We start from the raw sequence: 14,470 nt of genomic DNA, 5'->3' as shown, positions 1-14,470 counted from the left end.
AAACAAAAAAGCCTCTCGTTACTGAGAAGCTTTGCTGTTAAAGTACCGGTTTTTAAACTCCATTTACATAACGGCAAAAGCCTCTCGTTTGAAGAGGACAACAGTTGCAGGCCATGTTCATAAGGCTTAAAAACATTTATTACGTTATTAGTTTCTAACAAATTTAAAGAAAAAAGTAATTGAGCCGACACATTACTCTACTAAATTAGTAGATTTATAATTTTATTAATATCCGCCTTAAATGTTTTTTACTTTTGCATATAATTTAAACTACTATGGCAAAAATTCTTGTTATTGATAATTATGACAGTTTCACCTATAATCTTGTGCACTACCTTGAAGACCTGGATTGTGATGTAACGGTTTTACGCAATAACGAAATTACTTTTGCCGATGTAGAACCCTTCTCTAAAATACTGCTTTCACCCGGCCCCGGCATACCGGATGAGGCAGGATTGTTAAAGCCAATAATTAAAGAGTTTGCCGACACAAAAAGCATACTGGGCATCTGTCTGGGGCAGCAGGCAATAGCAGAGGTGTTTGGAGGCTCTTTGATAAACCTTCAGCAGGTGCATCACGGGGTTTCTTCACAAATTGATTTTACTGTAAATGATGAACCACTTTATGCAGGGTTAAACAGTCCGTTAACGGTTGGGAGGTATCACTCGTGGTGTGCCGATACCTACACATTACCTGATGTTTTAGAAACCACTTCTGTTGATGAAGACGGCAATATCATGTCATTACGCCACCGCTTTTTAGATGTACGTGGTGTACAGTTTCATCCTGAATCTGTGCTTACGCCTCATGGTAAACGAATTCTACGCAATTGGTTGAGTTTTAAAAAACAACTTTAGGTTATTCAACCTATAGTATTCATAATAAGCAACATAATATATCACTATCAATTTTACTTATCACTATTTACGAAACCTTTTTTTGTTAAAATAAAATTAAACAAACGCTTAATTTAAACAATTGTTTAATTTTGTAATGTAATTACAGAATAAGCAATGACAGATTTTAGTGATAAGCAAATTGACATACTTCAGGCTGCCGAAAAACGGTTTGCCGAAGATGGTTTTGACGGTGCTTCGGTAAGGGATATTGCAAAAGAAGCAAACGTTAATGTAGCTATGATTTCGTACTACTTTGGTTCGAAAGAAAAGCTGCTGGAAGCGTTAATCATTTACCGGATTTCAGGAATGCGGATGGAGCTTGAAAATCTTTCCCATGAAGCTATATCCCCTCTGGAAAAAATGATGAAGCTTACTGAACTTTACATAGCCCGCATTAACAAAAACAAATGCATGTACCAGATACTGCATTTTGAACTTTCCATTAAAAAGCGCGCTATAGACATTAAGGCTTATACCGAAGTAAAAAGAAAGAACATGGACTTTTTGAATAAGGTAATACAGGAAGGACAGCAACAGGGCATTTTTAGGAAAGATATCAATACGCCTCTCATACCCCCTACCATAATCGGTACGTTTTTCCATTTGCAGATGAACAGGCCTTTTTATGAAGAGGTTTTAGGGTTAACCACTGATGAAGCCTATGAGAATTATATAAATACAGAACTTACCAATCACATCAAACAAGTTATTAAAGCATATCTATTACATGAAAATTAAAACAATTCTGTTTAGCATACTGCTGGCATTTTGTGGTGCACAGCAACCGCTGACAGCGCAGGAACGAAAACCGCTTACACTTGAAGAAGCCATAAACCTTGCGGTAAACAACAGCACAGCCGCTGCAATGGCAGAAACAAGAGTAGAAACATCAGCTTTGGCTGTTGATAATGTAAAGAACAACCGTTACCCGGAGTTTACCATTTCAGGGCAGTACCAAAGGCTTACAAGCCCTACCGTAAACTTTAAATTACCCGTAGCAAACAATGGAGGCGAAACAGAAGAGGGCGCTACAGCCACATCATCGCCCGAAGTAAACCAGATTATGCTTGGACAGGCCAGTTTAGGAATGCCCTTGTATTCCGGATTCAGGCTCAAGAACAGCATTGCTGCTACCGAAGATTTGCACAAGGCAGAGCAGTATAATGCGGCAAGCACAAAAGAGCAACTTGCATTACAGGCAGTAATGCTGTATGTAAACCTGTATAAAGCCGAGCAGTCTGTAACGCTGATACAGGAAAACCTGCGCAGTGCCAACCAAAGGGTTATTGATTTTACCGCTATGGAAAAAAACGGCCTGCTGGCGCGAAATGATTTATTAAAAGCGCAATTGCAGGCAAGCAACATTGAGATCTCTCTGGAAGATGCCAAAAGGCAGGCGGCAACTATAAACTACCAGCTCGCCATATTACTGAAACTACCTGAGAACACACAAATACTTCCTGACGATGCTTATTTTATGGAAAATAAAGCACTGTTACCGACTTTAACCGAGCGTGAGGCAGTTGCCCAACGCAACGACCTCGAAGCGCTCAGGTGGCAGCAAAAAGCCGCTGAAGCCAACATTAAAGTGGCACAGGCCGATTACTATCCATCCGTTTCAATTATGGCAGGGTATGTGGCGCTCGATATACAGAATGTAGTACAGGTATATAATGCCGTAAACTTTGGTGTAGGGCTTAAATATGATATTTCATCAATATTTAAAAACAGGAAAAAAGTAGCTGCTGAAAAAAGCCGTGCTGAGGAAGCAAGGCAGGCAGTAGAGCTGATGTCTGACCGTGTTAAGGTTCAGGTTAAAGATGCACTGGAACACTATAACCTTGCCATAAAGCAAAACAGTGTTTACACGCAGGCGGTAACACAGGCAGAAGAAAACTACCGCATTGTAAAAGACAAATATGACAATGGCCTTAGCGACACGAACGACCTGCTTGAAGCAGACGTGCAAAAGTTACAGGCACAGCTTAACGAAGCATTCTCTAAAGCAGATATAACCCAAAGGTATTATGAACTGCTCAATGCTTCAGGAAAACTTGCAAATACAATTAACCTTACTCAAACTAATTAATCGGAAAATGGAAAAGAAGAAAACAAATAAAAAGTTCCTTATCATACTTATTGTACTGGTACTTGCAGGAGCAACATACGGAACGTACAAATACATACACTCGCTGGCACACGAAACCACAGATGACGCACAGGTAGAAAAAAACATGAGCCCAATTATACCCAGGGTTTCGGGTTATATATCAAAGGTGTATGTAAAAGATAACGACTTTGTAAAAAAGGGCGATACCCTCTTTGTAATAGACGATAAGGATTATCAGGTGCGTGTGGAAGAGGCCGAGGCAGCACTTGCCGCAGCAGAAGGTGGCTATGAAGTAGCCAAAGCCGATATTGGCAGTGCAAGTGCGGGTGTATCGGTTTCTGATGCTAACATACAATCTACCAAAGGTAATATAGAAGCAGCTAAAGTAAGGCTTTGGAGGGCTACTAACGATTATGAGCGTTACAAAAACCTATATGACAACCGTTCTATCACCAAGCAGCAGTTTGAGCAGGCTGAAGCCGCTAAACGCGAAGCGGAAGCACAGCTTAATGTGCTGAAGCAGGCCGAAGCGGCAGGCAGGTCGCAACGCAGCATAAGCGTTTCGCGTTCGGCGGTTTCCAGTAAGCAGACAGAAGTGGCTAAAGCCAATATCGACAAAGCCAAAGCAGCCCTTGAAGCGGCTAAACTGAACTTATCTTATACTATGGTTACTGCCCCTGTAAACGGGCAGATCTCTACAGTAGATATTCAACCGGGACAACTGGTACAGCCGGGGCAATCTGTTTTTTATATCATAAACAATGAGCAGGCCTGGGTGGTGGCTAACTTTAAAGAAACGCAGTTAAATAAAATGCGCGAGGGCCAAAAAGTAAGTATCATGGCTGACGCCTATCCTGATACGGAATTTGAAGGCGTTATAACTTCATTCTCCCCTGCTACAGGTTCTCGCTTTTCGTTGCTGCCGCCTGATAATGCTACCGGTAACTTTGTAAAAACAGTGCAAAGGCTGCCTGTAAGGATAAACTTAACTGAAAGTAACGATAAAGAAAAAGTGAAACTGCTTCGCCCGGGTATGAACGTGGAAGTAGATGTTCACCTGAAATAATATGGCAGCAGCACCAACAGTACAAGCAGACGACAGTTTGGTAGAATATGGTTTCCGGCGGGTTATAATAACCATTACCGCGGTGCTTTGCGCCCTTCTGGAAATTGTAGATACCACCATTGTTAACGTTGCCCTTAACGAGATGCGCGGCAGTCTTGGCGCTACCCTAACTGATGTAGCCTGGGTTATAACTGCCTATGCCATTGCCAACGTTATTGTTATACCAATGACAAGCTGGCTGTCACAGCAGTTTGGGCGCCGTAATTACTTCGCGGCATCTATAATAATATTTACGGTTTCATCATTTTTATGCGGTAATGCTACCAACATTTGGGAACTTGTCCTTTTCAGGTTCATTCAGGGTATGGGCGGCGGTGCGCTGTTGGTAACGGCGCAAACTATTATTACAGAAAGCTACCCCGCTGCAAAACGCGGTATGGCTCAGGCCATATATGGCATGGGGGTTATTGTAGGGCCAACATTAGGCCCACCACTTGGTGGTTATATAGTAGATAACTATTCGTGGCCTTACATATTTTACATTAACATACCCATTGGTATAATAGCTACCTTTCTTACACTTATATATGTGCGCAGCCCTAAGTATGGCGAAAAACTCAAAGCCAACCAGGTGGACTGGTGGGGTATTGTTTTCCTTGCTTCATTTATAGGTTCTTTACAGTATGTATTAGAACACGGGCAACAGGATGACTGGTTTGCCGACGGTACTATTATAACACTAAGCCTGGTTTCGTTTTTCGGGTTCTTTGCGTTTATATGGCGCGAGCTAACTTACAAGTACCCGATAGTAAACCTTAGCGTATTAAAGGACAGTAACCTGCGCATTGGTACGATAATGTGCTTTATATTAGGATTCGGTTTATATGGTTCTACTTTTATTGTGCCCATATATACACAATCTATACTGGGGTGGACAGCTTTAGAAACAGGATTATTGCTGATACCAAGCTCTCTTACTACAGCATTCATGATGCCTATTATCGGTAAATTGATACAGAAAGGCGTACCGCAAACCTATATGGTGGCTGTAGGTTTCCTTATATTTTTCTTCTTTACTTTCTGGATGCATAACATTATAACTAATGATACGGGAGAGGAACATATGTTCTGGCCGCTTATCCTTCGCGGTATGGGGCTTGGGCTTCTGTTCGTGCCCATAACTACGCTTTCACTATCAACACTTAAAGGTAAAAGTATTGGCGAAGGTGCCGCGTTTACAGGTATGATGCGCCAGCTTGGCGGCTCGTTCGGTATTGCTATCATTACCACTTTTATAGCACGTTTTTCTCAGGAGCACCGGGTTAACCTTGTATCACACCTTAACACGGCCAGCTTTGAGGTACAGCAGCGTGTGCAGCAATTAAAAATGGGGTTCATGTCGCGCGGCATACCCGAAAATGAAGCATTGCAAAAAGCCTATGCCGTTATGAATGGTACGGTTACCAAGCAGGCAACCATACTGTCCTACATGGATGTATTTCTTTACCTGGGTATATTGTTCCTGTTGTGCATACCGTTCATCCTTTTGGTAAGGCGGGGCAAAAGCAAAGTAGATATGAGCGAAGCAATGCATTAAAAAAGTGCAATAACTACATAAAAAAGGCTGTCTAAATTTAGACAGCCTTTTTTTATCGTGTAAAAACAAGCGTTGTTTTATCTGATAGCTTAGGGTCGTAACGATACCCGTCATAGTCAAAACCTTTTAAGCCTTTTAGTGAGCGGATGTTCTTATCAAGAATGTAGCGCACCATCATCCCCCTTGCTTTTTTGGCAAAAAAGCTAACCATACGCAACTTGCCGTCTTTATAATCTTTAAACTCGCAGGTTACAACCGGTACTTTAAGTGCTTTTTCATCAATGGCATTAAAATATTCCTGGCTGGCAAGGTTTAAAAACAACTCATCATCCTTCAGCTCATTATTAAGCGTTTCCGTTACAGTGCTTCTCCAAAAATCATATAAATCTTTGTGCTCCCCTACTTCCAGTTTAGTGCCCATTTCCAAACGGTAAGGCTGTATCAGGTCTAATGGCTTCAGCAGCCCGTACAGCCCTGAAAGTATCCGCAGTGTATCCTGTAATTTATTCAGTTTAGATGTGGGTATTGTGTAAGCATCAAGGCCTGTATAAACATCTCCGTTAAAAGCATAAACGGCGGGGCGGGCATTTTTGGTTGTAAACGGTGTTGCCCATTCCTGGTTGCGCTGCCAGTTAAGCTCCGCAAGCTTATCAGATATATCCATAAGCTCCATAAGCTGCGGTTGCGACTTTTCTTTCAGGGTTTCCTGTATTGTTTCAGACTGCTCCAGGAAAGCGGGCATAGTATGCTTTCGGGTAGGCAGTTTGCTTTCGTAATCAAGTGTTTTGGCGGGAGATATAACAATTTTCATTTTCTGCGTTTATACTTCAAATATACTACCGCAGGTTAACTATTACAACATACGGCGGCAATTTATTATATTAGCAAACCTAATCACCAACTTAACTACTATGACAGACTGCATAATACAAACACATGCACTTAACTTCCGTTTTTCAAGGCACAAAAAAGTTTTAGACAACGTTTCGCTTAACATCCCGAAAGGTTCCATCTACGGGTTTTTAGGGCCTAACGGCGCGGGTAAATCCACCACTATGCGGCTGCTAACAGGCATCTTGCCTGAACAGGAAAACGCTATAACTATTTTCGGTAAGCCGCTTAAAGAACAGCTGCCACAGGTGTTTAATAATGTAGGCGCGCTTGTAGAAAGCCCTGCCTTATACCTGCACCTTAGCGGGTATAATAACCTTAAATATATTGCAAAGCTGCGCAATGTGCCTGAAAGCCGCATTGCGGAAGTGCTGCAACTGGTTGATCTTGCTGCTGATGCAAAGCGAAAAGTAAAGTATTATTCTCTGGGTATGAAGCAAAGGCTTGCAATAGCCATAACCCTGCTAAACGAACCTGATATCCTGTTGCTTGACGAACCCGTTAACGGTTTAGACCCAAACGGGATGCGCGATATAAGGCAACTGCTGGTAAAGCTGAATAAAGAAAAAGGGATTACCATTTTTGTATCGAGCCACCTGCTGGCGGAAATTGAAAAAATGTGTACGCACGTGGGTATTATAAGCCACGGCAAGCTAAAGTTTGAAGGCACTATTGAAGAGCTTTCAAAGTTTTCGGGTGCTTGTAAAATACAGCTTACACTGAGTAATGCTGCTGAATGGCACGAAAGGCTTTTAGCAGAGTATCCTGAGGCTGTACTGGAAAATACCTCACAAGTTGTTTTAGAACTGCCTAACAGGGAAGAAATTCCGCAGTTTACCAAAAAGCTTGTAGAGTCGGGTGCGGGCATTTATGAAATTAAGATACTCAACGGGCTCGAAGAGTGGTTCATGTCGCTCATCCGTTAATGTATAACCAACTAAAACAAAACCAATGCAAAATTTCCTAACGGCACTAAAAGCCGAACACATAAAGAAAAAAGGTACAGGGCTGTATATAACCGCAGCAATTTTAGGTATTATTTCGCCTGTTATATTAACTATAGTAAACCTTACAAATATAATGCATGAGCGCGAGCAGCTGCCTTATAACTACTTTATAAAGTTTATAGAGAACTGCCTCGACCCTTTTGCTACATTCTTTTTCCCGCTTATGATTATTATAACCGTAAGCAGGATAACGCAGCTTGACCATAAGAACGGTGGTTGGCAGCTTATGGAAACCCAGCCATTAACTAAGGCCTCCATCTATTTTTCTAAATTCACTGTGGTGCTTACCGCGAACCTGATCAGTATAGTATCTCTTATTGGAGGCTGCTATCTTTTCGGGTGGATTATATCAATGGTAAATGAGGTACCTGAAAACGCAGCACTTACCCCTGCTCTTGCAGACGCGTTGCTTATTGCCGCAAGGCTGTTTATTGCCGGGCTGTACCTTACTGCATTCCAATATATGATATCGGTAATAATGCCAAGTTTTATATGGTCTATACTTGTAGGTTTTTTCCTGTTGCTGGCCTATCTTTTCCTCACCGCAATGGGCATCGTTCCGGAGTGGTACCCAATTGATGTGCTTGGCAAAATATCAACCTATAAAAAAGGCAGCGAACTGGGCTACTGGTTTACCTATTCGGCTATTGTAAGCCTGTTATGTTCTTTAATAGTGCTGTATATCGGTTTCCAGTGGTACAGGCACAAAACGCTTAAATATGCTTTTGGTACGCCTAAAAGGGCAGGCATGCTTGTTGGGGTTCTTGCTGTATTTGGCGGATTACTGGCTTATACCCTTACGCCCGATGTAATGCAACCGTACGGCAAAACTATAATTGCCGGTATAATAGACTCTGATACGCCTATTAATAAACTCTATGTTCGTGACGCATTTATCAACGACACTATTGCTGAAATAGATGTTAAAGACAATAAATTCCATTATGAGATAAAGAAGAATATGCCACTGGATATATACCAGGTTGCGATAGGCGAAGCCGGAGCTATAAATGTTGTAATGTCAAGCAACGACAGTCTGCACATTGCCGTAACAAAACGCGGACAGGCAGCCGATGCGGAAGTAACGGGAACACGCCTTGCTGAAAATCGCTATAAAAAAGATAACAAATACAGTTGGAGCAGCGTAAGCTATTATATTCAGGAAAATATTGGCCTGGATGATGAAGAAAAGATAATTAATGAACTGGTTGACGAATGGAAGGAGAAGATGAACGAGTCTGACAACTTTAAAACGGTTGATAATTATGTGCCGAGAGACGATTTTAAAATGCAGAATAAAAAGATTCTCACGCTTACCTATCTTAACTTATGGGAAGATTTCCTGAAAAAAAGGACTGCTTTATATCCTGACAAGGAAACGAAAGAAACCCCTGAAATAGCAGAGATAAGAAAAACCGTACCGCTTAATGAGCAGGGGCTATTAAGTAACGATGAGTATTTTAATTATGTTTCGTCTCAAATAACTAAAGCGGATACAGAGGATATAAGTGAAAACGCTAAAGCCTTGCGCGCTATTGCAAAAATGCCTGTAGGCGACTTTAAAGACAAAATACTTTTTAAGCAACTGGAAAAAAGTATAAAAGAAGCCTCTGATAAAAAAGAGCGTGACAGCCTTGCAGTAGTATATACTCCAATGTTTAAAAATGAGCGTTACAACAACATTATAAATTATAAAAAAGAAATTATAAACAAGCTATCCAAAGGAATGGAAGCGCCATTGTTTGATGCTGTAACAATGAATAACCAGCCTGTAAGCCTTGCCGACTTCCGTGGTAAATATGTAGCGATAGATGTTTGGGCAACCTGGTGCGCGCCATGTGTTTACCAGTCGCCCTATTTTGAAAAAATGGCCGTTAAATATAAAAATAACAACATACAGTTTCTTGCAGCCAGCGTAGATGCAAGGGTTGACAAATGGCTGGTAGAGGCCAAAACAAAATCAAAATCGGTACTGCAATTGCACATTAAAAATGAAAAACAGTTCAGCAAGGATTACAATGCTGAAAGCATCCCGAGGTTTATCCTTATAGATCCTGAAGGAAATTTGGTTAATGCCGATATGCCTTACCCATCAGAGCCTGTTTTTGAGCAGTTGCTGCGGCAGGCCCTGGGACTTGAAGAACAAAAATAATTTTATCTTTGCCCTAAACAGTTCAAAATGTTCAGGGCATTTTTTTTGAAACATAAACTTGTAATTCTTTACGGCTGTGCGCTTGCCCTACTGCTGTTTGTTATGCGCTGGCTCGAAATAAGGCTGCTTATCATGAGCCATGCACAGGATATATACTTTGGTGCAATAGCACTTATCTTTACCGCGCTTGGCATATGGGTAGCCCTTAAAGTTGCAACGCCAAAAAAAGAGGTGGTAGTGGTAGAAAAAACCGTTTATGTGAAACACACAAATGATTTTGTACGCAATGAAGAAGCGCTTGCAGCTTTAAACCTCAGCCCACGCGAAACAGAAGTGCTTGAGCTTTTAGCTACCGGATTAAGCAATGCCGAAATTGCGGGTAAACTGTTTGTATCGCTCAACACAGTTAAGACACACACCTCTAAATTGTATGAAAAGCTTGAAGTTAAACGCCGCACGCAGGCGGTGGAAAAGGCAAGGCAAATGGGTATTATTGCCTGATACTTTAGTGTGAAAATACCTGTAATGCAGAGAATCACCCAAAAGTATGAGCAATATAAACTGCAACTAAAGCACCTTTGCCCGTATAAAACTTAAACAAAACTATTATGAAGAAAAATGTATGGGCCTTTGGCCTCGTTGCAGGGTTTATCAGTATTATCGGCTTTATCGTATTCACTATCTTTCCCGAAGCCATAGATATGCAGAGCGCCATGTATTACGGCTTCGCTTCTATGCTGCTTGGGTTGTCGCTTATTTTTGTGGCGGTTAAAAATTATCGCGACAAATACAACAATGGGGTAATCACATTTAAAAAAGCCTTCCTTGTGGGGCTTTATATAAGCCTTATTGCTTCTACCATTTATGTGGTAACATGGCTTATAGAATATTATTTCATCTTAGATGATTTTTGGGGTAAAATGGCCGAGATGCATGGGCAGGCACTTGCGGCGGCAGGCGAACCTGCTGAGAAAATTGCCGCAGAAGTTTCGCAGATAAAAGGATATGAACAGTTTTATGACGATTATCCGCTATTTGCTGCTTTGTACACTTATATCGAAATACTGCCGATTGGTATAGTAATATCGCTTTTAGTAGCTGCGATACTCAAAAAGAAAAGAATAGTAAATGTATAATGAGTGCCTTCGGGCACTTTTTTGTTGCCTTTCATTATATTTGTAGGAAACCGCACCAATATGGAAAGCTACAGCAGTATCAATAAAAGCATAAGCCGCTATGTTACCTTTAGCGATGCAGAACTTGCTATTTTCAATTCGCTGCTGCAAGTCCGCAATGAGCCCAAAAAAACAATAATGCTGCATGAAGGCGAGGTATGCAATTTTGAGGCTTATGTAGTGAAAGGCTGTGTGCGTAAATACTATATTGATGAAAACGGATCTGAAGTGATACTGCAATTTGCAGTTGAAGATTCATGGATAAGCGATATTTCGTTCAGTATTTATGAAAATGAGCCAAGCCGCGTATTTATAGAAACCCTTGAAGATTGCGAATTCCTTATTTTTACCCCCGAAGCTAAAGAAACCCTTTTTGAAAAAGCACCGCGCTTCGAAAGGGCTTTCCGTATACTGCTGCAACGCCACCTTGCCGTTACCCAGAACAGGCTTTTTAATACCATAGCAAAATCGGCAACTGAAAAGTATATCGAATTTTTAGAGCACTACCCTACCCTGCCCCAACGTGTGGCACAGCATTACATCGCTTCCTATCTTGGCATCTCAGCCGAATTTTTAAGTAAAGTACGCGCCAAACTGGCAAAAAGCCATTAGCTTACAGCTGTCAGTCCTCAGCTATTAGGTGTTAGGCAAAAGTAATCAGGCAATCAATATAACTTTAATCTATAAAAATAAGAGGCGGAATTCATTCTTCTTCCCTATTCCTGGTCAATATTTTCTGATAGCTAATTGCTGACAGCTGCTTTTCTTGTCCCAGTTCAATGCGAAGGCTTTTTGTGCATGCTAACTTTGTACCATAATATTAAAAGACCAACGGTATGAACAGGAAAGATTTTATAAAAAAAGGACTTATGGGTACAGGTATGTTTGTTGCTACTGCTGCGGCAGGCAGCGCCCTGAAGAACAGCATTGATGAAATTGAACCTTTGCAACCAATCGGTTTTAATCATTTACCTAACACAAAATCTTTAATCATGGAAAATACAGTTTTGCATAAAGCGGCAACACGCGGGCATGCTAACCACGGCTGGCTTGATTCGTATCATACTTTTAGTTTTGCCAACTACCACAACCCCGAAAGGATGCATTTTGGCGTGCTTAGGGTATTAAACGACGACCGTGTAGAAGCAGGTATGGGTTTTGGCACCCACCCGCACGATAATATGGAAATTATATCTATTCCGCTGGAAGGCGACCTTGAGCACCAGGACAGCATGGGTAATACTGCCGTAATTAAAAAAGGCGATATACAGGTTATGAGCGCCGGTACCGGAATTTCCCACAGCGAGTATAACCGTAATAAAGACAAGCTTACAAAATTCCTTCAGATATGGGTATTCCCGAATAAGCGTAATGTTGCTCCGCGATATGACCAGATAACACTGAATGAAGCCGACAGGCACAACAAGCTGCAACAGATACTATCGCCTAACGCTGATGATGAAGGTGTATGGATACATCAGGATGCATGGTTTCATATGGGTAAGTTTGATAATGGCGTAAGCACTGATTACACTATTAAGAAAGAAGGCAACGGCGTATATGCTTTTGTACTGGAAGGCGATTTTACCATAAATGGTATAAGCCTTAACCGCCGAGACGGTTTAGGGGTTTGGGATACCAAAAAACTGGATATTACAGCAGCATCCGAAAATGCAGAAATTTTACTGATGGAAGTGCCAATGGCGCTAAGGCAGTTTTAATGATCTAATAAATTAACAAATCTTCAAAATACAATATTATGAGTACAACAAAATGGGCGATTGACCCTTCACATTCAGAAATAGGTTTTAAAGTAAAACACATGATGTTTACTAACCTGTCAGGCAATTTTACAGCATTTGAAGCCGCTGCCGAAACAAATGATGAAAACTTTGAAAATGCATCTTTTACTTTCAGCGCACAGGTAAATTCGGTTAGCACAGGTAATGCCGACAGGGACGGGCATTTAAAAAGCGCTGACTTTTTTGATGCTGAAAACCATCCGGAAATAACTTTTACCTCTACAGGTTTCAGTAAAAACCAAGGCGATTATTATACCCTTACTGGCTATTTAACTGTGCGTGGTGTAACTAAAAGCGTTACGCTTGATGCTGAGTTTGGCGGTGTAGCAAAAGACCCGTGGGGTAATGTAAAAGCCGGGCTTTCTGTAACCGGGAAAATAAATCGTAAAGACTTTGGCCTAATTTGGAATTCTGCGCTCGAAACAGGCGGTGTACTGGTAGGCGAAGAAGTAAAGCTTAATATTGAACTGCAATTTGTTAAGCAATAATATATAAGCTATTGATTATTTAAGGGCTGTATCAGGATTCTATTTCGACCTTGTGGAGAAATCTTTACACATTGAGATTTCTCGGCTTCACGTTGTTACACTCAAAATGGAAACCTATGCAGCCCTTTTTTATTTTATTTTATTTCACGGGCAAGGCTTTTGTGTAGGAATGCCTTTTTACCGTTTCTCGTAATAATATGAAGCCAGTCGTGGTGCTGCCCTAATAACTGAATAGTATCATTAGCGGTAAGCTGCCCGATGGTATTAAATGAAGTTGAAGGCCCCTGTCTTAAATTGGCTGTTGCCTTTGTTTTTAATTGCAGCGCAGTGTAATTAAATGTAAATCCCGAAGCTTCAGGCTTATTGGTCTTAAATACAAACGGTAAAGGGTTTACAGCACCCCGCCCGGTGTAAATACCAAAGTGAAGGTGTGGAGGCGTAAACCTTGCATTACCTGTGTTGCCCACAAAACCAAGTGTGTCGCCTGTTTTTACAGTAGCACTTCCCTGTACGGCAATACTGTCAAGATGGGCATAATATAGTGATTTACCAAACATTCCATCCCGTAGCCATACCTGCTTGCCGCCAAGCCCCCGCTCGCCGGTATAAGTAATAAATCCATCTGTAGCTGCTACAACAGGTGTACCCTTTTTGGCAAAAATATCAATACCCTCATGGCGACGCTTTCCACCGTCGCGCTCCATACCCCAAAAGCTGCCCACATCCGCATTGCCCTTTCCCGCTACAGGAAAGCTGTACTGCGGGCGTTTGTAAATACTAATTGTAAAAGGTGTATCGGCTGCAATTTCCGGCTGAATGATAACTTTATAAGTGCCTGTAGCATCGGGAATATATTTAATTTGAGTGCGGTTGATTTCCGCTTTTTCTGGCTTGGTTGTATCAGAGCCTAATACTTCTATAAACACCCGTTGTGTTGAAGAGTCTTTTATAACCTCGGCAATGAGTACTTCGCCTTCTTCAAGCGTGATGTCATACGTATAAACTTCATTAATATCCGTACTGAATTTTCCTTTTTCGACATAAGGTAGGCTTACGGTAGTACTGTCAGTAAGCGCAGTCTGATAGGCAGCCTGCCAATTGTTATATACCTGTTCGTTATCTCTAAATTCCCTTTTATAGATTTCCCTTGCTGTCGGGTTTGTAATGGTATCAGTAACTTTCTGTATCCCGGAACAGCCCGAACATTGCAATACCAGAAAAATTAAAAGAAGTGTACCTGCTATATATATGTATATCCTGCTTTTCACACGTAGTAGAAAGCA

At 41.3% G+C, this 14,470-nt stretch carries 14 protein-coding genes; 12 read left to right on the top strand and 2 right to left on the bottom strand.

Annotated features, from left to right (window positions below):
- Positions 1–275 precede the first annotated feature (275 nt).
- The 5 genes from KJK34_RS00865 (at position 276) to KJK34_RS00845 (ending at position 5,672) form a co-directional block, all read left to right on the top strand.
- The gene (locus tag KJK34_RS00865) at positions 276–857 is read left to right on the top strand and encodes an anthranilate synthase component II (protein ID WP_223051955.1); all 582 of its coding nucleotides are present in this window, start codon (positions 276–278) and stop codon (positions 855–857) included.
- 156 nt (positions 858–1,013) lie between these two features.
- Positions 1,014–1,637, top strand: a complete 624-nt coding sequence (locus KJK34_RS00860) for a TetR family transcriptional regulator (protein ID WP_223051954.1) — start codon at positions 1,014–1,016, stop codon at positions 1,635–1,637.
- Positions 1,627–2,988 (top strand): TolC family protein, encoded by a 1,362-nt coding sequence (locus KJK34_RS00855; protein WP_223051953.1) that lies wholly within the window; start codon positions 1,627–1,629, stop codon positions 2,986–2,988. The genes KJK34_RS00860 and KJK34_RS00855 overlap by 11 nt, the downstream gene beginning before the upstream one ends.
- Before the next feature lie 7 nt (positions 2,989–2,995).
- A complete protein-coding gene (locus KJK34_RS00850) occupies positions 2,996–4,075 on the top strand; it encodes an HlyD family secretion protein (protein WP_223051952.1) in 1,080 nt (359 codons plus the stop codon).
- Position 4,076: 1 nt separating this feature from the next.
- On the top strand, positions 4,077–5,672 hold the full coding sequence (locus KJK34_RS00845; RefSeq protein WP_223051951.1) for an MDR family MFS transporter: 1,596 nt from the start codon (positions 4,077–4,079) through the stop codon (positions 5,670–5,672).
- Between the two features lie 52 nt (positions 5,673–5,724).
- Here KJK34_RS00845 and yaaA read toward each other — a convergent pair whose 3' ends face one another.
- Positions 5,725–6,483: a peroxide stress protein YaaA gene (yaaA, locus tag KJK34_RS00840; protein ID WP_223051950.1), complete on the bottom strand. Its 759-nt coding sequence runs from the start codon at positions 6,481–6,483 to the stop codon at positions 5,725–5,727.
- 100 nt (positions 6,484–6,583) lie between these two features.
- Here yaaA and KJK34_RS00835 point away from each other — a divergent pair, with 100 nt between their 5' ends.
- From KJK34_RS00835 to KJK34_RS00805, 7 genes are all read left to right on the top strand, one after another.
- Complete coding sequence (locus KJK34_RS00835; RefSeq protein WP_223051949.1) at positions 6,584–7,489, top strand: ABC transporter ATP-binding protein; 906 nt, start codon at positions 6,584–6,586, stop codon at positions 7,487–7,489.
- Between the two features lie 25 nt (positions 7,490–7,514).
- On the top strand, positions 7,515–9,722 hold the full coding sequence (locus KJK34_RS00830) for a redoxin family protein (RefSeq protein ID WP_223051948.1): 2,208 nt from the start codon (positions 7,515–7,517) through the stop codon (positions 9,720–9,722).
- A gap of 45 nt (positions 9,723–9,767) precedes the next feature.
- Positions 9,768–10,223 carry a helix-turn-helix transcriptional regulator gene (locus KJK34_RS00825; protein ID WP_236937555.1) on the top strand — a complete coding sequence of 152 codons (456 nt, stop codon included), beginning with the start codon at positions 9,768–9,770 and terminating at the stop codon, positions 10,221–10,223.
- Positions 10,224–10,330: 107 nt separating this feature from the next.
- Positions 10,331–10,858 (top strand): DUF4199 domain-containing protein, encoded by a 528-nt coding sequence (locus KJK34_RS00820; protein ID WP_223051946.1) that lies wholly within the window; start codon positions 10,331–10,333, stop codon positions 10,856–10,858.
- Between the two features lie 60 nt (positions 10,859–10,918).
- The gene (locus KJK34_RS00815; RefSeq protein ID WP_223051945.1) at positions 10,919–11,509 is read left to right on the top strand and encodes a Crp/Fnr family transcriptional regulator; all 591 of its coding nucleotides are present in this window, start codon (positions 10,919–10,921) and stop codon (positions 11,507–11,509) included.
- Between the two features lie 380 nt (positions 11,510–11,889).
- Positions 11,890–12,618: a pirin family protein gene (locus tag KJK34_RS00810; protein WP_223052307.1), complete on the top strand. Its 729-nt coding sequence runs from the start codon at positions 11,890–11,892 to the stop codon at positions 12,616–12,618.
- A gap of 38 nt (positions 12,619–12,656) precedes the next feature.
- Positions 12,657–13,187 carry a YceI family protein gene (locus KJK34_RS00805; RefSeq protein ID WP_223051944.1) on the top strand — a complete coding sequence of 177 codons (531 nt, stop codon included), beginning with the start codon at positions 12,657–12,659 and terminating at the stop codon, positions 13,185–13,187.
- A gap of 134 nt (positions 13,188–13,321) precedes the next feature.
- On the opposite strand, the gene KJK34_RS00800 is transcribed toward KJK34_RS00805, so the two are convergent.
- Positions 13,322–14,455, bottom strand: a complete 1,134-nt coding sequence (locus tag KJK34_RS00800) for a peptidoglycan DD-metalloendopeptidase family protein (RefSeq protein WP_317196850.1) — start codon at positions 14,453–14,455, stop codon at positions 13,322–13,324.
- Positions 14,456–14,470: the final 15 nt, after the last annotated feature.

The sequence above is a fragment of the Flavobacterium coralii genome, from assembly GCF_019891545.1.
GTDB lineage: Bacteria > Bacteroidota > Bacteroidia > Flavobacteriales > Flavobacteriaceae > Flavobacterium > Flavobacterium coralii.
Note: the sequence above shows the minus strand (reverse complement) of the source record. Positions and strands in the feature narration are given on the sequence as shown.